The sequence below is a fragment of the Aeromonas sp. 19NY04SH05-1 genome (assembly GCF_040581895.1).
Lineage (GTDB): Bacteria > Pseudomonadota > Gammaproteobacteria > Enterobacterales > Aeromonadaceae > Aeromonas > Aeromonas enteropelogenes.
This window is the reverse complement of sequence record NZ_CP095328.1, coordinates 1429506-1449380: the sequence shown is the minus strand read 5'-3', so window position 1 is coordinate 1449380 and position 19875 is coordinate 1429506. Positions and strand designations below refer to the sequence as shown.

Here is a 19875-nt window from a genome sequence, read left to right as displayed (position 1 = left end):
GCCAACTGACGCGCCCCGGTGATTGCCTTGGGATCGCCACAATGCCAGAATCGTGCCTCTCCTTGATTTCCCGTATCGATCTCAAGTTTCCGATTTCAGGGCCTGTGCCCGCAGACAAGGACTCCCCATGGCCACCACCCTCTATGGCATCAAAAACTGCGACACCATCAAGAAAGCCCGCAAGTGGCTGGATGAGGCTGGTGTCGACTACCGCTTTCACGACCACAGGGCCGATGGCCTGGATCCGGCCGCGCTGGATGGCTGGCTCGCCAAACTCGGCTGGGAAGCCCTGCTCAACACTCGTGGCACCACCTTCCGCGCCCTGCCGGAAGAGGAGAAGCAGGGGCTCGACAACGACAAGGCCCGTGCCCTGCTGCTGGCGCACCCGGCGATGATCAAGCGCCCGCTGCTGGACCGCGATGGCGAACTGACCCTGGGGTTCAAGGCTGACCACTACCAATCCCTCTTCTCTCGTTAACCTCTGCATTTAAGGAACACCGATGTCGGACGTCATCGCACTGGCCAAGGATCTGATCCGCCGCCCCTCCGTTACCCCGCTGGATGAAGGGTGCCAGACCCTGATGAGCGAACGCCTAGCTCGTCTTGGTTTTGTCATCGAACCCATGGTGTTCGAGGACACCACCAACCTGTGGGCACGGCGTGGCAGCGAAGGGCCGCTATTCTGTTTTGCCGGTCACACCGACGTGGTACCGGCCGGGCCGCTCGATAAATGGCACACCCCGCCGTTCGAGCCGACCATTCAAGATGGCGTGTTGTACGGGCGCGGCGCCGCCGACATGAAGGGGGCGCTGGCCGCCATGGTGGTGGCCACCGAGCGTTTCGTGGCCGAACATCCGGATCATCAGGGATCGATTGCCTTTCTCATCACCTCAGATGAAGAGGGCCCCTTTATCAACGGCACCACCCGGGTAATCGACACCCTGGAGGCGCGCCAGGAGAAGATCACCTGGTGCATCGTCGGCGAGCCCTCCTCCACCAATCAGGTGGGCGACGTGGTGAAGAACGGCCGGCGCGGCTCCATCACCGGCGATCTGCTGGTGCGCGGGGTGCAGGGCCACGTGGCCTACCCCCATCTGGCGGACAACCCGATCCACAAGGCAGCGCCGGCGCTGGCGGAACTTGCTGCCACCGTGTGGGATGAGGGCAACGCCTACTTCCCCCCCACCAGCTTCCAGATCGCCAACATCCAGGCCGGCACCGGCGCCTCCAACGTCATTCCGGGAGAGCTGCACGTCCAGTTCAACTTCCGCTTCAGCACCGAACTCACCGACACGGATATCCGCGAGCGGGTCGAGGCGCTGCTGGAGCGGCACGACCTCGACTATCAGCTCACGTGGACCCTCTCCGGCCAGCCCTTCCTCACCGACACCGGTGCTCTGCTTGAGGCGACCGTGGGCGCCATCGAGCAGGTCAACGGCCAGCAGCCGGCTCTGCTCACCACGGGGGGAACGTCCGATGGGCGCTTTATCGCCCCCACCGGGGCGGAAGTCATTGAGCTGGGTCCGGTCAACGCCACCATCCACAAGGTGAACGAGTGCGTGAAGGCCGAAGATCTGGATCTCCTGGCGGACATGTATCAAGGGGTACTGACGCGGTTGCTGGCGTGAACCCGGACCAGCAACGCTTTTCTCTTCCAAGACCCATCGGAGGGACTGTGATATGACCCAGGATCAACTGCTGGGGCTCGACGAGAGCCATCTTATCCTGATGGGGCGCGGGCCCCATCGCCTGACCGCCGCCACCGCGGCGGCCTTCAACGACATGCAGGTGGCAGCGGCCCACGACGGCTTCAACCTGCAGGCGGCCTCCAGCTGGCGCAGCTTCGCGCGCCAGCTCGCCATCTGGAACGGCAAGTGGCGCGGCGAGCGGCCGCTGCTGGATGCCGCCAGCCAGCCCATCGACGCCCTGCAACTGAGCGACGAGGAGCGGCTGCACGCCATCCTGCGCTGGAGCGCCCTGCCGGGCACCAGCCGCCATCACTGGGGCACGGATCTCGATATCTACGATCCGGACTGCCTGCCCGCCAATACCAAGCTGGCGCTGGAGCCCTGGGAGTACGAGGAGGGGGGCTGGTTTGCCGACCTGAGCGAATGGCTCGGCGAACGGATGAACGATTTTGGCTTCTTCCTGCCGTATGACAAACCGGTCGGGGCTGGCCAGGGCGTTGCCTATGAACCCTGGCATCTGAGTTTTGCCCCCGAATCACGGGAGCTGCGCCTCGAACCGGATGCGCTGGCACTTTGCCTGCAACAGGCGGATATTGAAGGCAAGGAGACCATACTGGCCCATCTCGACGAGATCCTGGCCCGTTATGTGACTATCGAGAGTGACGAGAGGACGACATTATGAATTTATGGCTCTGGATAGGCTTGCCACTGCTCTTCCTGCTCGGACTGTTTCTCAATGCCATCAAGGACATGAAACAGCTGGAAAAGCAGTTGCCCAAGTACAAGGACAAGATCCGCGAAGTGAAGGATGACGAGGACGACTGACTTCGCGAATAAACCCGGTCCGATGGATGGCGGCATCCCGGGCCACAACCACGCTTCACAGGCGGCCAGCAGAGACTGGCCGCCGCTTTTTATCCGCCTCAGTCGGCGACGTCTACCCGGTTGCGCCCCGCCCCCTTGGCGCGATAGAGCGCCATGTCGGCGCGCTGCAACGTCTTGAGCAGCGGCTCATCAGGCCGGCGGCTTGCCACCCCGAACGAGGCAGTGACTGCCACCCCAAGCGGCCAGTTGCGACTCTCGACCATCGTCAGACGCAGGCGCTCGGCCAGGGCCTGGCCCCAGGCCAATGAGCGCCCGGGCAACAGCAATACGAACTCCTCCCCGCCCCAGCGACAGAGCATGTCCCCATCCTCCAGTTGCAGCAGCAACTCGCTCACCAGGCACTTGAGCACCTCGTCACCCACCGGATGACCGTGGCTGTCGTTTATCTGTTTGAAGTGGTCGATATCGATAAACACCAGGGTCATCTCGCCGCCGTGGTGCACCAGTCGGGACTCCCCCTCATAGCGACTCAATGCCCCGGTCAGGGGGTCATATCGCACCTGGTTGCTGGCCATCCGGTACTCCAGCTCGAGATCCCGGTTGCGCGCCATGGTCTGCCTGGCTTGCCTGCTTAACTTTGCCAGGCGCCGCCGCATCCCGAGATAATCCATCAGCAGCAGGGAGATCACCGACAGGCTCCAGCCGATGAAGAGGGCGCGATAAAAGAGGGTGGGCGACATCCAGGGCCCCTCGAAGATCAGCGTCTCCACCTTGAGTTGATAGTGGCCCGGCGCCGCCCCGGAGCCGGTCGCCAGTTCGATGGCGAAGACCCGGCTCAGATCCTGGCCCTGCTGCATCAGGGGAATGTCGTAGTCGGTCAGCCACCAGGTGGTGGGGGTAAAGAGCTTGAGGGGGATCTCGACCCGCCCCGGGTACTGTTTGGGGTCGAACAGGATGGCGTTGACCTTGTGGGAGACGGGATCCCCGGCCCGGGAGTAGTCGGGGTGGTAGTTGCGCAGATAGATACGCCAGGCGGCGTCACTCGGACCCTCTCCTTCCAGCTGCAGGATCAGGTTATCGAAATCGGAGAGATCGATCCCCTGTTCGGGGGCGGTGAGGGTGATCGCCAGCTCGCAATAGGGCCAGCGGTATTTGCTCCCCAGCTCGCACGTCATCCCGGTGCCTTGCGCCACCAGAGTTGCTACCGAGTCGCCTCCCGTGGGGCGATCGTCGATGGTAGCGATCTCCCAGTTGTCACTCGGCACTATCACCAGATGGCGTCTGGGGCCCCACTCAAACAGTGCGACCAGGAGCAGCGAGGTCACCATCAAGAGGGCAAGGAGCCACCATAACCGTCTGAGTTGTAACATTATTATTCCGATCCAAGCGTCAATTGCATCATGGCCGGAATATACCTCAGTTCGCTGAGAAAACGGTTTTTTATTAACACTTCGAGCAGTAGTCATCTCGAAAACCGGATGGGGGCCACATATCGGGCGGACGACGCGAATTGAGAGAGGAAAGAAATAGGACAAAAACCGCTTCCGGGATGGCAGGATGTCGGCGGGGTCGAGGAAAGGGATTCATAGGCATACCGACAGACTGCGTCCGGCCAGAGGCGGAGAAATGTAATGAATTGCAAATTCGAGACACAAAATCGCCACATTGTCACATTTGCTGCATATAATGTGCCTACTTTACACCAGCCAGGAAGGAGTTCGCCCTTGGATGCCGTCACCATCAACAGTTTCTTCTTCATCGGTGCCCTGTTGGTGGGAGCCAGCGTCTTGCTGAGTGCTCTCTCTTCCCGCCTCGGCATCCCCATCCTGGTGATCTTTCTCGCCGTCGGCATGCTGGCGGGGGAAGATGGACCCGGTGGCATCCAGTTCGCCGACTACTCGGTCGCCTATCTGGTGGGCAACCTGGCGCTGGCCATCATATTGCTCGACGGCGGCATGCGCACTCGGGTCTCCTCGTTTCGGGTGGCACTCTGGCCCGCTCTGTCGCTTGCCACCGTGGGCGTTGCCATCACCACGGGCCTGACGGGCCTCGCTGCCGCCTGGCTGTTTGACCTCAATCTGCTGCAAGGGATGCTGATCGGCGCCATCGTCGGTTCCACCGATGCGGCGGCAGTCTTCTCCCTGCTTGGCGGGCGCAGCCTCAACGAGCGGGTCAGCGCGACCCTGGAGATAGAGTCGGGCAGCAACGATCCCATGGCAGTGTTTCTCACCGTCACCCTGATCGAGGTGCTGGCCACCGCCCAGCAGGGGTTGGATGCCGGTTTCCTGCTGCTGCAACTGCTCCAGCAATTTGGCATGGGGGCCGGCATCGGCCTGGCCGGCGGCTGGCTGTTGTGGAAGCTCATCAACAACGCCAAACTGGCTCCCGGCCTCTATCCCCTGCTCACCGTCAGTGGTGGCCTCTTGATCTTCGCCCTCACCACGGCGGTGGGGGGCAGCGGCATCCTCGCCATCTATCTCACCGGTCTGCTGCTCGGCAACCTCGCCCTGCGCAGTCGCAGCAGCACACTGTCGGTGCTGGACGGCCTGACCTGGCTCAGCCAAATCGGCATGTTCCTGGTGCTGGGGTTGCTCGCCTCCCCCCACAAGCTGCTGCCCATCGCCCTGCCGGCCCTGGCGCTGGCGATGTGGATGATCCTGTTTGCCCGCCCCGTCTCGGTCTGGATTGGTCTGCTGCCGTTCAAGAACTTTGCCCCCCGCGAGCGCTGGTTCATCTCCTGGGTGGGGCTGCGCGGCGCCGTGCCCATCATTCTGGCGGTCTTCCCCATGATGGCGGGGCTGCCCAATGCCCAGCTTTATTTCAATGTGGCCTTCTTCGTGGTGCTGGTCTCCCTCATCCTGCAGGGCAGCTCCCTGCCGCTGGCCTCCAGGCTGGCACGAGTCGAGGTGCCGGCGCCCCCGTCCCCCATCAACCGCTCCGGCCTCGAGATCGATCTCGACAGCCAGTGGGAGACCTTCGTCTACCGGCTGGGGGCCGAGAAGTGGTGCATCGGCTCGCCGCTGAGGGATCTCAAGATGCCCGCCGGCACCCGGGTCAGCGCCCTGTTTCGCGGCCGCGAGCTGCTGCACCCCTCGGGCAGTACCTGCCTGCTGGCCGATGACATCCTCTGCGTCATCGGTCACGAGCACGACCTCCCCGCCCTCGGCCAGCTGTTCAGCCAGGCGCCGGAGCAGGATCTGGGCCCGCGCTTCTTCGGTGACTTCCTGCTGGAAGCCTCCGCCCGCCTCATCGATCTTGCCCCCCTCTACGGGCTTGATGTGAGCGAGGTGGCGGATCAGACGCTGGGGGATTTTATTGCCTCCCTGTTGGGCGATAATCTGGTGGTCGGTGACAACATCGAATGGCAGGGCCTGATCTGGACCGTGGCCGAAATGGACGAGAGCGTGCCGAGCAAAATCGGGGTGCGTTTCCAGGAAGAAGATCCGGTGTAACCCCGGGTCCCGACCTCCAAACGAGAAGGGAGAGAAGTTATGCCATATCAAAACATGCTGTCCGGCCCCCAAGCCCCCTTCCCCAATCTGGGGGTGATCGAAGGATTCTTTGGCAAGGGATGGAGCTGGCAGGCACGCGCCCGTTATGCCCAGTGGCTGCCTCGCCACGGCTATGGTTTCTATATCTATGCCCCGAAAGAGGATGGCTATCTGCGCAAGCACTGGGCCCAGCCCTGGCCAGAACAACAGCTGGCAGACCTGGCCCGCCTCGCTCAGCAGTGCCGTGACAACGGTCTCGCCTTCGGGGTGGGCCTGAGCCCCATGGGGGCCCACCACGATTACGAACGAAAGCGTCCCGCACTGCTCGAGAAGGTGCGTCTCATCGAAGAGACACTCCAGCCCGACATTCTGGCGGTGCTGTTTGACGACATGAAGGGGGATACCCCGGATCTCGCCCATCATCAGCTCACCATCGCCCACGACATCGCGGCTCACAGCAAGGCGGGCCGGCTCATCTTCTGCCCCAGCTACTACTCGACCGATCCCGTGCTGGAGAAGGTGTTTGGCGCCATGCCTCCCCGCTATCTGGAAGATATCGGCGAGCAGCTCGACCGCCGCTTCGAGATCTTCTGGACCGGCCCCAGGGTCTGCTCGAGCGAATACCCGGCGGCGCACCTTAAACAGGTGACCGAGCTGCTCGGGCGCAAGCCCTTCCTGTGGGACAACTACCCGGTCAACGATGGCAGCAAGGCGAGCAACTTCCTGCATCTGCGCGCCTTCGAGAACCGTCCCGCGGAGCTGACGGATCTCGTCAGCGGTCATGCGGTCAATCCCATGAAGCAGGCCGCCCTCTCGGTCCTGCCGCTCGCCACCCTGCCCATGAGCTATCGGCTCGGCAAGCAGTACGACCCGGACAAGGCGCTGCACGCCTCCCTCAACGCCACCTGTGGTCCGCAGATCTCGGCGATGATCGACGCCGACTTGCCACTGTTTCAGGACATAGGCCTGGCCCAGCTCACCCCGGAACAAATAAGCCACCTCAAGGCGCGCTACCTGCCGTTTCGCGACCAGGCCTGCGTCGACGAGATCGTGGGATGGCTGGAGGGGAAATATGTGTTCGATCCGGACTGCCTGACCGATTGACGTCCCTATGACGGCAGGGAGTAACGAGGAGGAGAGCCCATGGAAGCGTCTGTGATCTACCAGAACCTGGCGGTGCTCGCCGCCTTTTTACTGCTCTACAGCCTGATTGCCGGACGCTTCGAGTCAAAGCTCATCAACGGTCCCCTGCTGTTTCTGCTGGTGGGCGGCGTACTGGGCTCTAGCGGCCTGGGCCTGCTCTCCCTCGATATCGACAGCGAAGGGCTCAAACTGCTGGCCGAGCTGGCCCTGGTCATAGTGCTGTTCAATGACGCCGCCAACACCAACTGGCAGGTGCTGCTGGCCAACCGCCAGCTCCCCGTCCGGTTGCTGCTCATCGGCCTGCCCCTGACCCTGCTGGCGGGAACCCTGTTCGGCCGCCTGCTGTTTCCCGAACTGCCGCTGCTGGAAGTGGCGATCCTCGCCACCATACTGGCTCCGACCGATGCGGCGCTTGGTAAGGCGGTGGTGAGCAATCCGGCAGTACCGGCAGCGGTGCGGGAGGGGCTCAATCAGGAGAGCGGCCTCAACGACGGCATCTGTGTACCCGTTTTGCTCCTGCTGCTCGCCCTGATCGCCCCCACCGAACAACACGCAGGCACCGCCACCCTGGCCGTGACCCTGTTATTGGAAGAGATAGGCATAGGGGTGCTGGTGGCCTTCGTGCTCAGCACCCTGACCATCCGATTGCTCAAACTCTCCTATCTCAATGGCTGGCAGTTGCCGCTGTGGCGCCAGCTCACCATGCCGGGGCTGGCCCTGCTCTGTTTTGCCCTGGCCCAAACTCTGGGTGGCAGCGGCTTTATCGCCGCCTTTGTCGGCGGGCTGCTGATCGGGCATCGCTTGGGGGAGCACAAGCACGCCTACATGGACAGCTGCGAAGGGTACGGAGATCTGCTCTCTGTGGTGATCTGGATGGTGTTTGGCGCCATCATGATGCCGCTGCTGCCCATCCTGCTGCAGTGGCAGTACTGGCTCTATGGCGCCGCCAGCCTCACCTTGCTGCGCATGGTGCCGGTCTGGCTGAGCCTGCTGGGCACGGGTCAATCCCTGGAACTCAAACTCTTTATCGGCTGGTTCGGGCCAAGGGGGCTGGCCAGCATCGTCTTCGCCGTCATGGTGCTGCAGCATCAGCCAGCCCTGACGGGCCAGTTGCCCGTCATCGCCACCGTGCTCTGCACCATTATCTTGAGCGTCATTCTGCACGGGGTGAGCGCCAACCCCTGGGTCAGGCGCTTCACCCGCAAGGCCTGACGCCACCCACAAAAATGCCCCCTCTTTTTGCCAAAGAGGGGGCATTTTTCATGCACTTTTTGTCAACCCAGCGCCAGCCAGACGCCGACCCCCAACATCAGGGTGCCGGCGATGCGGTTCATCAGGGTGACGTTGCCACTCCTGGCGAGGAAGTGGCGCAGGGTGCGGCCACCGCTGGCGTAGAGCAGCAGGCAGGAAAACTCGATGAGCAGAATAAGGGCCACCAGCGCCGAGATCTGCGGCGCCATCGGCTTGCTGGCCGAGATAAAGGGAGGCAGCAGGGAGATCATGAAGGCCCACCCCTTTGGATTGGCGATGGCGGTCACGAAGCCCTGCATGGCCAGTCCCATGGCGCTGGTCTGCTGGCCCGCCGAGAGATCCGCCGGAATGGCCATCTTGCCCCTGGCCTGCCACATCTGGATGCCGAGCCACATCAGATAGGCGCCCCCCACGTATTTGAACGCGGCGAAGATCCCCGGGTAGTTGAGCATGATGGCCGCCACCCCGATCACCGACAGTACCGAGACCAGCCCCACCCCGATAAGCTCCCCCCACATCATGTGCAGGGCCCGGCGCACTCCCAGGCTCATGCCCAGGGTCATCGCCAGGGTCATGCACATGCCGGGGGTCACGGAGACAAAGAAAAAAGTGGGAATAAACAACGCCAGAATGGCCGGATCAATCCAGCTGGACACACAACACCTCCATGGAACGCATAGAACAGGGACAAAACGGGAACTGACAGACCCAATCCAATCGGATTGGTCGAACTTATACCAAGTTGGCCAGACAGTGTCGTCTATCTCGCTCTTTTACCACAAGAAAAAACTGTAACTACCTCCAACGTCGGCAATAAAGTCTGTGACAACCCTTGTCGCGTCTGTGTAAGATGCCAAACTTTGCCATTCTTCCGATTAGAGCCTTTTATGTCATTGAATAATCTATCAATTCGCCTTCAAGTTCTCGTTCCATTACTCCTCGCCAGTCTGCTGATGGTCATCACCGCCGGATTCAGCAAACAGGAAGTCGACAACGCCATTCGGGAGATAAATGACACCACCGCCAGCGTGATCCGCCACAAGGATGACATTGCCACCCTGATCCATGCCGCCTACCGGATGCGCACCAATGCCATCTACGGCCTCTACGACGCCAAGCAATTCGCCGAGCTGCCCGCCAGCCTCAACGCAGCCGAGCAAGAGATCCGGGGCATTCTCGCCCGTCTGGTGATCGAGGGGGCCGAGCAGGATAACCGCCAGGTAATGGCGGCGCTGCAAGCCTATCTGGATCATCTGCGCGGCAAGATGATGCCGCTGCTGGCACTGCAACATCAGGGCAATGAGGATCCGGTTGCCTTTGAGGCGGCCCGCCTCCATTTCCGCCAGCTGGGCGAGCAGCTGAACAAGGAGATCGACGGCATGTCCGCCCACATCAACCAGCTGATCCAGGACGAACTGGTCCGGGAGCAGAAACACTATGATGAGGCGCTGTTCCATGCCCTGCTGCTGACGGCCGCCGCCCTGATCGCGGCCCTGGCCTGCGGCTGGTGGCTGTCAGGCCATATCGTGCAACCCATCAGTCAGCTGCAGGGGGTGATGCGCGCCATGGCCCAGGGCCGCTTCAACGTCCGTGCCAGTGAAGAGGGCAATAACGAAGTGACCCACCTGGCGCGGGACATCAACCTCACCCTGAGCCAGCTCGGCAACACCATCCAGACCCTGACCGGCATCAGCCAGAACGTGGCCTCCGCCGCCACCGAGCTCGCCGCCGTGATGACCCAGGCCGAGGCGAACGCCCAACAGCAACGTGGCGAGATCGAGCAGGTTGCCTCGGCGGTCACCGAACTCTCCAGCACCGCCGACAACGTCAACCACAACGCCGCCGTGGCCGACGATCTGGCCCGCGATGCCAACAGCCGGGTCGAGCAGGGGCTCACTCTCTTTGGCGAGAGCGTAGCCGCCAACGATCGCATGGCGGGCAGCCTGGAGAGCGCCGCCGCCGTAGTGGCCCGGCTCAAGTCCCAGTCCGAGCAGATCGGCAAGGTGATTGAAGTCATTCAGGGCATCTCGGAGCAGACCAACCTGCTGGCCCTCAACGCCGCCATTGAGGCCGCCCGCGCCGGGGAAACCGGTCGCGGCTTCGCGGTGGTAGCCGACGAGGTGCGGATGCTGGCGGCTCGCACCCAGGAGTCCACCAAGGAGATCCAGGGCATCATAGAGCAGTTGCAGAGCCAGTCCCTCTCTGCCAACCAGGGGGTGCAGGAGACCCTGACCATCCTCGAGCACAACCAGCGTCTCGCGGCCGAGGTACAGAGCCTGCTTGGCGGGATCACCGGCGCGGTGCAGCAGATCAATGACGCCAACGCCCAGGTGGCCACCGCCGCCGAGGAACAGTCCTGCGTCACCGCGGACATCAGCCGCAACATCTCCAACATTCACGAGATAGTGAGCCAGAGCTCTGCCGGGATCAGCCAGAGCGCCAGCGCCAGCCAGGAGCTCTCCCAGCTGGCCGAGCAGCAGCGCAGGCAGCTCGCCCAGTTCCAACTGTAATAGCCATCCGTTTTCAAAGGCCCGCAAGGGCCTTTTTTGTTGCCAAGGTGAAGGGTTTGTTTCTGTTTTAAACGCCATTTTTTGGCTTGTGGTGCCATAAGGGGCTAGGCCGCTCCGCCAAATGTGAGTATGGTAGAGGCACGTTACTCCCCCTCACGCGAGCACATCCATGAGCCTGAAATTCAAGAAACCCGCCTTTATTCTGCTGGGCCTGATCGCCCTGCTCTCTGCCACCTGGCTCGACTACTACCTGCCGGAGCACACCATCGCCACCATCACAGGGGTCGAGGTGAAACGTACCGACAAGGATGGCCCCATCAGCAAGAAGAACCCGGCCGATGGCCCCACCACCGACGTCTACTACATCTACACCGAGCGTCCCGGTGAGCAGATCCGGGTGTTCCGCAATGAAGATACCGAGTGGGGTTGGCCCTTCTACTTCAAGTTCAACGCCGCCGACGTCCAGGCCAAGGCCAAATCCATGGAATTCGAAAAACGGCTGGCCATCATTACTTCCTACGGCTGGCGCGTGAACATGTTCTCCATGTTCCCCAACGTCACCAAGATTGAGAGCACAGAGCCCGACGCCTCCACCTGGAGCTTCTTCCGCTGGTTCTGGTTCGGTGTCTGGGCCCTGGTGATGGGCAAGGCTGCGCTGGCCACCTGGCGCTATTTCGATCGCCTTGAGGACGAGATATGACGGAATCGAGCAAGACCCGCACCAGCTTCTACCGCCGCCTCTACGTGGCCTGGCTGATAAGCCAGGGCACGGATACGGTCCCCGCCATCATGGCGGCCACCGGCATGCCGCGGCGCACCGCACAGGACACCCTTTCGGCGCTGGCGGATCTCGATATCTGTTGCGGCTTCGAGCAAACCGAGGGGGCCCGCCATCTGCAGGGGCACTACCGCATCAGCGACTGGGGCCCCATCAATCCCGAGTGGATTGCCGCGAGGTTGCCGGTCATCAAGGAGACCCTGAGCTATCCCTGAGCTTGGGCTGAAAGATAACAAGAGGGGCCAGCCGGATGGGCTGGCCCCTCTTTTTTGCGTCGGACTGCCCCTATTCGGGCAGGGTTGCATCCCCCTGTTCCCCTTCCGACTCGCCCCGGGTGCAGTCAATGATGGTGCGTTTGGGGTTGTTGGGGTCGCGCAGCAGCAGGGGAGCCTTGCCCTCGTCGTGCAGGGTTTCGTCAGCAAACTCGCTGCCATAGGCGTTGTGGGTCAGCCGCCGCGCGTTGGCGATGGGGGTATCGATAAAGAGGGCGTGCACCTCGAAGGTGGAAGCCGGCACGATAAAGCCTACCACCGGCAAGCCGTGCAGCTCTTCATGCAGCTTGTACCAGGCAAAGCCGTCGCTCACCTTGTAGGGGACGTACTTCCCGAGCTGCGCATGGGCCGCCTGCCCGGTCTCGCCATCGACATAGAGCTCGGCAAGATCGCAGGTGGCCAGTCCCTGCCACATCCGCTCGAACGGCGACGCACAGCCGGTCAGTTGCAACCCGGCCAACAGTGCCAACCCTGTCTTCCACATTCCCTGTCCCTTCTGTTGAGAGTGAGTCTGTGCTCAGTCAAAGGCGCGCAGCCGCGTGACCAGCAAGTCGATAAAGCCCGGGCGATCCAGCCCCAGCAACACCAGCGCATTGGCCGGCTTGCCGGTGAGACAGTAGCGATCCACCACCGTCATGCCGCTAGTATGTGCCCCCTGCGTCTCGATATCGACCCGGCATTCGATGCCATGAAACAGCTCGGGGGCCAGCAGCCAGGCGATGGTGCAGGGATCGTGCAGCGGAGCACCGGCAAATCCCCACTTGGGATCCCGGTGGTAGATCATGAAAAAGTCGAGCAGAGCGGCCACACACTGGGCCACCGGATTGGCGATAGCGCGCACCCGTTCGATATCCTCGTCCATCACCTGCGCCTCGTGAGTCACATCGAGGCCGCACATGGTGATGGGGATCCCTGAGTTGAACACCATATCGGCCGCTTCTGGGTCCACATAAATATTGAATTCCGCCGCCGGGGTCCAGTTGCCCGGTCCGGTCGCGCCCCCCATCAGCACGATGCGGGCTATTTTGGGCTTGAGTTCGGGGTGGGCCGCCAGCAGCAGGGCTATGTTGGTAAGCGGACCGGTCGGCACCAGGGTCACGGGCTCGGGACTCTCGCGCAGGCACCTGGCCATCAATTCGAGTGCCGTCATCGCCTGTGGGGCAAAGGCGGGGGCCGGCAATTTCGGGCCATCCAGGCCCGACTCCCCGTGCACGTTGTCGGCGATGATGAGCTCGCGGGCCAGGGGTTTGGGCGCCCCCGCCGCCACCGGAATGTCGTGGCGGTCCAGCAAGGTGAGGATGCGCAGGGCGTTGTTGAGGGTCTTGTTCGGCGTCTGGTTGCCAGCGCTGGTGGTCACTGCCAGCACCTTCAGCTCTGGGCTGGCCAATGCCAGAATGAGGGCGATGGCATCATCGTGGCCGGGATCACAATCGAGAATAACGGGCAACGCCATGGACAGACTCCTTACAACATGACAGGGAGCCATACCTTAACAAGCGGCGGCCGGATTAACTCGGGAGGGAGTCACAAAATGGCTCCCTCCCGACTAATCAAGCAGTTAGCATCGTGATCTACCGTGTGCCCGCCCCGATTCGCCGCACGCCGTCCGTTCGGGTATGATTCCTTCCCCCTTTTCCAGCCCGCGTCCCTTATGTCCGTTATCGTCGATACATTTATCGCCCCGCCCTGCGAGGCTGCCATCGAGATCCTGTTTGCAGACGAACACCTGCTGCTCATCAACAAACCGAGCGGCCTGCTGAGCCTCTCGGGCAAGAACCCGCAGAACCTCGACTCGGTCCACCATCGGCTGGTGCAGGCGTATCCCGGCTGTACTCTGGTACACCGCCTCGACTTTGGCACTTCGGGCATCATGGTGGTGGCTCGAAACAAGGCTATCAATGCCGCACTCTGCCACCAGTTCAGCCAGCGCGCCGTGAACAAGGCCTATCATGCCCTGCTGTGCGGCTACTTGGCGGCAGACGAGGGGGTGATCGAAGCGCCCATCGCCAAGGATCCGGCGCTCTTTCCCCTGATGAAGATCTGCGATAACGGCGGCAAACCGGCCCGCTCCCGCTTTCAGGTAGTGGAGCGCCTGATGCGCCAGGGAGAGCAGGGTGCCATTCCCCTGACCCGGGTCAGGCTGGTGCCGGAGACGGGGCGCACCCACCAGCTGCGCATTCACAGCCAGTGGCTGGGCCACCCTATCCTGGGTTGCGATCTCTATGGCGGCATGGAGCGGCCCGGCACACAAACGGCGCCAAGGCTGATGCTGCACGCCAGCGAACTCGATTTTGTCCACCCGGTGAGCGGTGAGTCCATGGCGGCAAGGTGTGCCTGCCCCTTCTGACAAGCGAGTGGATGAGAAAGTAGACGGTGAGCGGACGGGAGAACAGGGAAACGGGAAAAACGGTGGATAAAGATAGGGGCCGCGCTTGCGCAACGGCCCCCACCCCCCACTCGGTACTCTTCGTTACAAAGAGGGCGATCAGATCAGCTTGCGGGCAGCACCCAGCACGATCTTGATGGCATCAGATTCGGTCTTCGCCATGGTTTCGGCGTTCGGGATCTCCTGCTGGGTACGGTTCACTATGATACCGGCCACCATGCCCGCGCGCAGGCCCTGGCTGGCACACATGGTCAGCAGGGTGGCGGACTCCATCTCGAAGTTCAGCACGCCCATGGATTGCCACTCCTTCATGGAGCCCTGGAAGCGTTGTACCACGCGACCGGAGAAGGTGTCGTAACGCTCCTGACCCGGGTAGAAGGTGTCGGAGGAAGCGGTCACGCCCACGTGCAGCTTGGAGCCCAGCTCCTTGGCGGTCTCGACCAGTGCAGTGGTGCACTCGAAGTCGGCTACGGCCGGGAATTCCATCGGGGCGAAGTGCAGGCTGGCACCGTCGAGACGCACGGAGCCGGTGGTGACGATCACATCGCCCACGTTCAGGTGCGGCTGGATGGCGCCAGTGGTGCCGATGCGCAGGAAGGTACGGATCCCCAGTTGGGCCAGCTCTTCCACGGCGATGGAGGTGGACGGGCCGCCGATGCCGGTGGAGCAGACGATGACGGCCTTGCCGTCCATCTCGCCGCGCCAGGTGGTGAATTCACGGTGGCTGGCCAGCAGCACAGGGTTGTCCATCAGCTCGGCGATGCGCTTCACGCGCTCGGGATCACCGGGGACGATCGCCAGGGTGGCGCCTTGCAGATCAGCCTTTTTCAAACCCAAGTGAAAAACATCAGACATAGTGGACTCCTGGTTGCCCCCTGCCAAACATGGTCCGGGCGCACGATAAGATGATTCTTAATAATAGGTTTCAAGCCTGCTCCCCTGTTCGGGGAAGGGCCAACTATGGGCGAAAGCGTCTGCCAATTCCTTGAAGCGCCTCACACTTCCATGCATTGACAGCCGCAAATTGCACGCAAAACGTTTGCTAACTTGATGAATTAATTGGAAAACGTTTTTCGTGTCGCCATTTGTCTCTCCTCCTTGTCAATCCCTGTCGTACCCCGTTTTGCCAGTACGTGATCGAGTCCATAAAGTTGTAAAACAGATACCATTGACCCCTTTCCATCCCCTCTCTGGGTGCTATGTTGAAGCCCGCATACCACTTAATGGCTAACGACAGGAATTCCATCATGGCAACATTCAAGTTCTATATCCCCGCGATCAACCTGATGGGTGCAGGCTGTCTGCAAGAGGCGGCGGCCGACATCAAGGGTTACGGCTACCGCAAGGCACTGATCGTCACCGACAAGATCCTCAACCAAATCGGCGTAGTGACCAAGCTCACCACCCTGCTGGCACAAAACGGCATCGACAGCGTGGTATTTGACGAGACCAAGCCCAACCCCACCACCAGCAACGTGGAAGCGGGTCTGACGATGATCAAGGCCAATGGCTGCGACTGTGTCATCTCTCTGGGCGGCGGCTCCCCCCATGACTGCGCCAAGGGCATCGCCCTGGTGGCGGCCAACGGCGGCAACATCAAGGACTACGAAGGGGTGGATCGCTCCGCCAAGCCGCAACTGCCGCTGATCGCCATCAACACCACGGCCGGCACCGCCTCCGAAATGACCCGTTTTTGCATCATCACCGACGAGGCCCGTCACGTGAAGATGGCCATCATCGACAAGCACGTCACCCCGCTGATGTCGGTCAACGACCCCGAGCTGATGCTGGCCAAGCCCGCTGGCCTCACCGCCGCCACCGGCATGGATGCCCTGACCCACGCCATCGAGGCGTATGTCTCCACCATCGCTACCCCGGTGACCGATGCCAGCGCCGTCATGGCAATCCAGCTGATTGCCAAACACCTGCGCACCGCCGTCAACCAGGGCGATGATCTGCACGCCCGCGAGCAGATGGCCTATGCCCAGTTCCTGGCCGGCATGGCGTTCAACAACGCAAGCCTTGGCTACGTGCACGCCATGGCCCACCAGCTCGGCGGCTTCTACGACCTGCCACACGGGGTCTGCAACGCCGTGCTGCTGCCCCATGTTCAGGCCTACAACGCCCAGGTGAGCGCCACCCGTCTGAAGGATGTGGCCGGTTTCATGGGCGTGGATGTAAGCGCCATGAGCGACGAGCAGGGCGCTGCCGCCGCCATCGAGGCCATCAAGGCCCTGGCCCGCGATGTCAAGATCCCGGCCGGCCTCGAACAGCTCGGCGTCAAGGTCGATGACTTCGACACCCTGGCCAGCAACGCCCTGAAAGATGCCTGCGGCTTCACCAACCCGAAACAGGCGAGCCACGAGGAGATCGTCGCCATCTTCCGTGCGGCCATGTAACCGGGTCATGGTTGCACCATCTCAGCAAGGGTCGCAATGCGGCCCTTTTTATTGGCTGATGGATCAATGGCTTTTTACTTCCGTGGAGGGAGTCGGTATGATTTGCCGAGCCAAAAAAGACTGTATGGATGATCTGAACTCGATATGCGGATGAAACACCTGATTGCCGCGGCCCTGACCGCCCTCACCCTCTCCGGTTGCAGCCTGGTCTATCGTATCGATATTCCCCAGGGCAACTATGTGGAACAAAAACAGGTCGACAAACTGCGCCAGGGCATGACCCGCGAGCAGGTCAGCTATGTATTGGGTACCCCCATGCTGCGCGACGGCTTCGATCCCAACACCTGGTACTACCTCTATGAATTCCAGCCGGGGCGCGGTGAGAAAGAGCGCAAGGAGCTCACTCTGACCTTCGCCAATGACAGGCTCACCACTGTGACGGGGGACTTCCCGCTGCCCGCAGCCTTCAATACCCCGCTCTGATATATCGCAAAACCGGCCTCGCGCCGGTTTTGTTTTAGTGAAGGCATGATGCCAGGGAGAACGCCATGAGCCGTATTCTGATAGCCGGGGCCAGCGGATTGATCGGCCGCGAGCTGGTAAAGCAGATGCCCGTCGAACATGAGCTGACCCTGCTCTGTCGCAAACCGGGGGAGGCCCCCCACCACTGGTTGCCGGTGGACTTCGACAAGCTGGCCGAAGTGGTCCTGCCCCAGCCGGTGGACCTCGCCTTCTGCGCCCTGGGCACGACCCGCAAGGCGGCAGGTTCTGCCGAGGCGTTTCGCCGGGTCGATCTCGACTATGTGTTGGCATTTGCCGATCTGGCCCGTCGCCACGGCTGTCAGCGCCTGGTGATGGTCTCGAGCCTGGGGGCCAATCCCGACTCCCCGGCCCTCTATCCGCGCACCAAGGGACAAATGGAGCAGGCCCTGCTGGCCCAGCCCTGGCAGCGGCTCGCCATCGTGCGCCCCGCCATGCTGCTCGGCCATCGCTCCCCTCCCCGCCTCTCGGAGCAGTGCTTTCAGGCTATCTACCCGCTGTTTCGCCCGCTGCTGCGGGGCAAACTGACCCGCTGGCGTGCCATCGAGGCCCATCAGGTGGCTCACGCCATGCTCATGCTCGCCCGCCAACCAGCAGGGATCGAGATCGTCGAAAACGAGCGGCTGCTGACCCTCTGATCCCGGCTCTACGACAATGTGAAAGGGCAAGCCATTGGCTTGCCCTTTTTACTTGGCGCGTTACTTGGCGCGTTTTCGACGCAGCCCGCTGTCAACCTGTGACTGGCAATAAAGCCCCCTGCTTAGCCGCGAAGGTGTTCGATAAAGGCGTCGATCTGCTCGCGGCCGCAGGCCGGGTTCATAAACACCGCCTTTTCCCCGGCAATGTAGGAGTAACGCCCACGCGCGTCGTAGTCGGAGCGGGCCACCGCCTCGACCCAGTTGGTGTAGAGCCCCACCTTGCCGCGCCCCTTGAAGATCTGGCGATGCCAGTCGGTGTTGCGTGCCAGCCGCGCCTTGTAGGCGGGGTCGGGGCTGCGAGCCAGCTCGAAGGCGAACTCGGCCTCCGGATCCTGCACCCACTCGGGGTTGTAGATCTTGAAGCCCACGCTCGGTCCCTGGTTCTCCTGGGCCACCAGCTTGACGTTGCCAAGCTGGCTCAGACGGAAGCGGAAGTAGTTGGCATTTTGCAGGCAGTGGGCCAGCACGGTGCGATACCCCTCGACCCCCAGGTAGTTGAGGGCCGCGTAGGCGCCGAACAGGCCGCTCGCCCCGCGGGAGCACTCTATGGTGGACTGCAGGTGGGTGTGGCCCTGGATGTCGCGCTCGAAATAGGAGAAGTTCTCCGGGTCGTTCTCCATCGCCTTGAGGTCATCCTGCTCCTTGATCATCACCAGGCTCGAGGTGTAGGGCACATAGCCCCACTTCTGGAAGTCGACGGTGAACGAATCGGCGTATTTGAGCTCGGCAAAGCGCGCCACGTTGCGCTCGATGCCGGCCAGGGTCGCGGCGTTGATGGCCAGCGGGTTGGCGGCAAAATCGTAATCGAGGAAGAAGATCATCGACCAGCCGATGGCGGCGTCCACGTGGATGTGGGGCTTGACCGCCACCTCGAAGCGCTCGCACAGGCGATCCCGCAGGTCCACCACGGGTTTGACCTGATCCACCCCGAAGGTATCGGTGGTGCCCATGGTGAGCATGATGGTGGGCACCACGTGCTTCAAGGCAAAACAGGCGGTCAGGGTGCGCTCGAGATCGACCAGATCGATGTCGTTGTTCTCGCCGACCTGAATGCGGATGGTCTTGTTCTCGATGTCCACCCCGAGCAGGGAGAGGTTGGTGATGTTGGAGTAGTGGCCGCCTTGGGAGTTGATGATGCGGTAGTCCTGATAGTGGCCGAGCCCCTTGTGCTTGGCCTCGGGCAGGCTCTTGCGAATGCCTAGCAGGTAGCCGTAGAGGTTACAGAAGGTCCCCCCCTGGGTGAAGATGCCGGTGGCGCGCTCGGGATCGTAGCCCGCCAGCAACGCGATTTGGCGCACCACCTTCTTCTCCAGCTCCTCGGCCACCCCGGCGTATTCGGAGTAGACCAGGTTGGGGTTGGCGAGGATGCCCATCTGGGCACCGTAGATGGCGGGATCCGCCGACATGGTGATGACGTTTTCGACGCTCGAGGGGTTCTCCCAGTCTTTGGACAGTGCACCGGCAAACAGCAGTTCGGCCATGGGCTCGCCCGGGGTGCGCATGGCCGCTGGCACCGGCATGGTCTCGCACAGATCGGCGAGGCGGGCGCGGCCGTCCGGCCAGGCATTCAGGCGGGCATCGGGGGCCAGACCGCGACGACGAAATTCATTGAGGGTGGCAAAACCGGGTTCGCGGAACACAGGCCAGAGATCGGGATCTCGTGAGAAAAAATTGGCTTTGACGATGGCAAAACGGGCAGCAAAATCGGGGTGAACGGCGTTGACGCCTTCATCTTTCAGATAAACCAGGTCACTCATTTTTATACCATTAGTACTGCAAGTGTGCGGTTCTTATACCGCTCGGATCGCACCATCAACAGCGACAATATCTAATGGGCTCCCCTACTTTTTGTCATGAATGAGTGATGACGGGGGCTGGCAGAAAGGGGCCTTTT

The 19875-nt window shown here is 62.0% G+C and carries 20 protein-coding genes; 14 read left to right on the top strand and 6 right to left on the bottom strand.

What is annotated here, in order from left to right; genetic code table 11:
- Nucleotides 1-127: 127 nt before the first annotated feature.
- From MRK42_RS06860 to MRK42_RS06845, 4 genes are read left to right on the top strand one after another with little or no spacing between them, the layout of a single operon-like run.
- Entirely contained in the window at nt 128-478 is a 351-nt protein-coding gene (locus MRK42_RS06860) for an ArsC family reductase (RefSeq protein WP_201940207.1), read from the top strand.
- A 22-nt stretch (nt 479-500) separates the two neighbouring features.
- Nucleotides 501-1628: a succinyl-diaminopimelate desuccinylase gene (gene dapE, locus MRK42_RS06855; RefSeq protein ID WP_354688955.1), complete on the top strand. Its 1128-nt coding sequence runs from the start codon at nt 501-503 to the stop codon at nt 1626-1628.
- A 52-nt stretch (nt 1629-1680) separates the two neighbouring features.
- On the top strand, nt 1681-2370 hold the full coding sequence (locus MRK42_RS06850; protein WP_354688954.1) for a M15 family metallopeptidase: 690 nt from the start codon (nt 1681-1683) through the stop codon (nt 2368-2370).
- Nucleotides 2367-2513, top strand: coding sequence for a hypothetical protein (locus MRK42_RS06845; protein WP_124240348.1), 147 nt, complete (start codon nt 2367-2369; stop codon nt 2511-2513). The genes MRK42_RS06850 and MRK42_RS06845 overlap by 4 nt, the downstream gene beginning before the upstream one ends.
- 98 nt (nt 2514-2611) lie before the next feature.
- Here MRK42_RS06845 and MRK42_RS06840 read toward each other — a convergent pair whose 3' ends face one another.
- Nucleotides 2612-3883 carry a GGDEF domain-containing protein gene (locus MRK42_RS06840; RefSeq protein WP_354688953.1) on the bottom strand — a complete coding sequence of 424 codons (1272 nt, stop codon included), beginning with the start codon at nt 3881-3883 and terminating at the stop codon, nt 2612-2614.
- Between the two features lie 354 nt (nt 3884-4237).
- Between MRK42_RS06840 and MRK42_RS06835 the strand changes: the two genes are divergently transcribed.
- From MRK42_RS06835 to MRK42_RS06825, 3 genes are read left to right on the top strand one after another with little or no spacing between them, the layout of a single operon-like run.
- Entirely contained in the window at nt 4238-5965 is a 1728-nt protein-coding gene (locus MRK42_RS06835; protein ID WP_042028431.1) for a potassium/proton antiporter, read from the top strand.
- A gap of 39 nt (nt 5966-6004) precedes the next feature.
- The gene (locus MRK42_RS06830) at nt 6005-7108 is read left to right on the top strand and encodes a beta-N-acetylglucosaminidase domain-containing protein (RefSeq protein WP_354688952.1); all 1104 of its coding nucleotides are present in this window, start codon (nt 6005-6007) and stop codon (nt 7106-7108) included.
- Nucleotides 7109-7147: 39 nt separating this feature from the next.
- Nucleotides 7148-8359 carry a cation:proton antiporter gene (locus MRK42_RS06825; protein WP_354688951.1) on the top strand — a complete coding sequence of 404 codons (1212 nt, stop codon included), beginning with the start codon at nt 7148-7150 and terminating at the stop codon, nt 8357-8359.
- Nucleotides 8360-8421: 62 nt separating this feature from the next.
- Here the strand turns inward: MRK42_RS06825 and MRK42_RS06820 are convergent, their stop codons facing one another.
- Nucleotides 8422-9054 carry a LysE family translocator gene (locus tag MRK42_RS06820; RefSeq protein WP_026456777.1) on the bottom strand — a complete coding sequence of 211 codons (633 nt, stop codon included), beginning with the start codon at nt 9052-9054 and terminating at the stop codon, nt 8422-8424.
- A gap of 231 nt (nt 9055-9285) precedes the next feature.
- On the opposite strand from MRK42_RS06820, the gene MRK42_RS06815 reads away from it, so the two are divergent.
- The 3 genes from MRK42_RS06815 to MRK42_RS06805 all read left to right on the top strand — a co-directional run bounded on the left by MRK42_RS06815 (nt 9286) and on the right by MRK42_RS06805 (nt 11901).
- On the top strand, nt 9286-10908 hold the full coding sequence (locus tag MRK42_RS06815; RefSeq protein ID WP_354688950.1) for a methyl-accepting chemotaxis protein: 1623 nt from the start codon (nt 9286-9288) through the stop codon (nt 10906-10908).
- Between the two features lie 169 nt (nt 10909-11077).
- Complete coding sequence (locus MRK42_RS06810; protein WP_042028425.1) at nt 11078-11608, top strand: DUF1523 family protein; 531 nt, start codon at nt 11078-11080, stop codon at nt 11606-11608.
- Nucleotides 11605-11901, top strand: coding sequence for a winged helix-turn-helix domain-containing protein (locus MRK42_RS06805; RefSeq protein ID WP_354688949.1), 297 nt, complete (start codon nt 11605-11607; stop codon nt 11899-11901). Before MRK42_RS06810 ends, MRK42_RS06805 begins: the two co-directional genes overlap by 4 nt.
- A gap of 70 nt (nt 11902-11971) precedes the next feature.
- On the opposite strand, the gene MRK42_RS06800 is transcribed toward MRK42_RS06805, so the two are convergent.
- A complete protein-coding gene (locus tag MRK42_RS06800; RefSeq protein WP_201940222.1) occupies nt 11972-12442 on the bottom strand; it encodes a hypothetical protein in 471 nt (156 codons plus the stop codon).
- A 33-nt stretch (nt 12443-12475) separates the two neighbouring features.
- Entirely contained in the window at nt 12476-13411 is a 936-nt protein-coding gene (rihA, locus tag MRK42_RS06795) for a pyrimidine-specific ribonucleoside hydrolase RihA (protein ID WP_354688948.1), read from the bottom strand.
- Nucleotides 13412-13609: 198 nt separating this feature from the next.
- Between rihA and MRK42_RS06790 the strand changes: the two genes are divergently transcribed.
- Nucleotides 13610-14305 (top strand): RluA family pseudouridine synthase, encoded by a 696-nt coding sequence (locus MRK42_RS06790; protein WP_354688947.1) that lies wholly within the window; start codon nt 13610-13612, stop codon nt 14303-14305.
- A 138-nt stretch (nt 14306-14443) separates the two neighbouring features.
- Here MRK42_RS06790 and udp read toward each other — a convergent pair whose 3' ends face one another.
- Nucleotides 14444-15199, bottom strand: coding sequence for a uridine phosphorylase (gene udp / locus MRK42_RS06785; RefSeq protein ID WP_042072075.1), 756 nt, complete (start codon nt 15197-15199; stop codon nt 14444-14446).
- Nucleotides 15200-15591: 392 nt separating this feature from the next.
- Between udp and yiaY the strand changes: the two genes are divergently transcribed.
- The 3 genes from yiaY (at nt 15592) to MRK42_RS06770 (ending at nt 17921) form a co-directional block, all read left to right on the top strand.
- Nucleotides 15592-16743: an L-threonine dehydrogenase gene (yiaY, locus tag MRK42_RS06780; RefSeq protein ID WP_338612018.1), complete on the top strand. Its 1152-nt coding sequence runs from the start codon at nt 15592-15594 to the stop codon at nt 16741-16743.
- A 144-nt stretch (nt 16744-16887) separates the two neighbouring features.
- On the top strand, nt 16888-17226 hold the full coding sequence (bamE, locus tag MRK42_RS06775; RefSeq protein WP_026457574.1) for an outer membrane protein assembly factor BamE: 339 nt from the start codon (nt 16888-16890) through the stop codon (nt 17224-17226).
- 65 nt (nt 17227-17291) lie between these two features.
- On the top strand, nt 17292-17921 hold the full coding sequence (locus MRK42_RS06770) for an NAD(P)H-binding protein (RefSeq protein ID WP_338612017.1): 630 nt from the start codon (nt 17292-17294) through the stop codon (nt 17919-17921).
- 122 nt (nt 17922-18043) lie between these two features.
- Here the strand turns inward: MRK42_RS06770 and MRK42_RS06765 are convergent, their stop codons facing one another.
- Nucleotides 18044-19738, bottom strand: a complete 1695-nt coding sequence (locus MRK42_RS06765) for a pyridoxal-dependent decarboxylase (protein ID WP_338612016.1) — start codon at nt 19736-19738, stop codon at nt 18044-18046.
- Between the last annotated feature and the right edge of the window lie 137 nt (nt 19739-19875).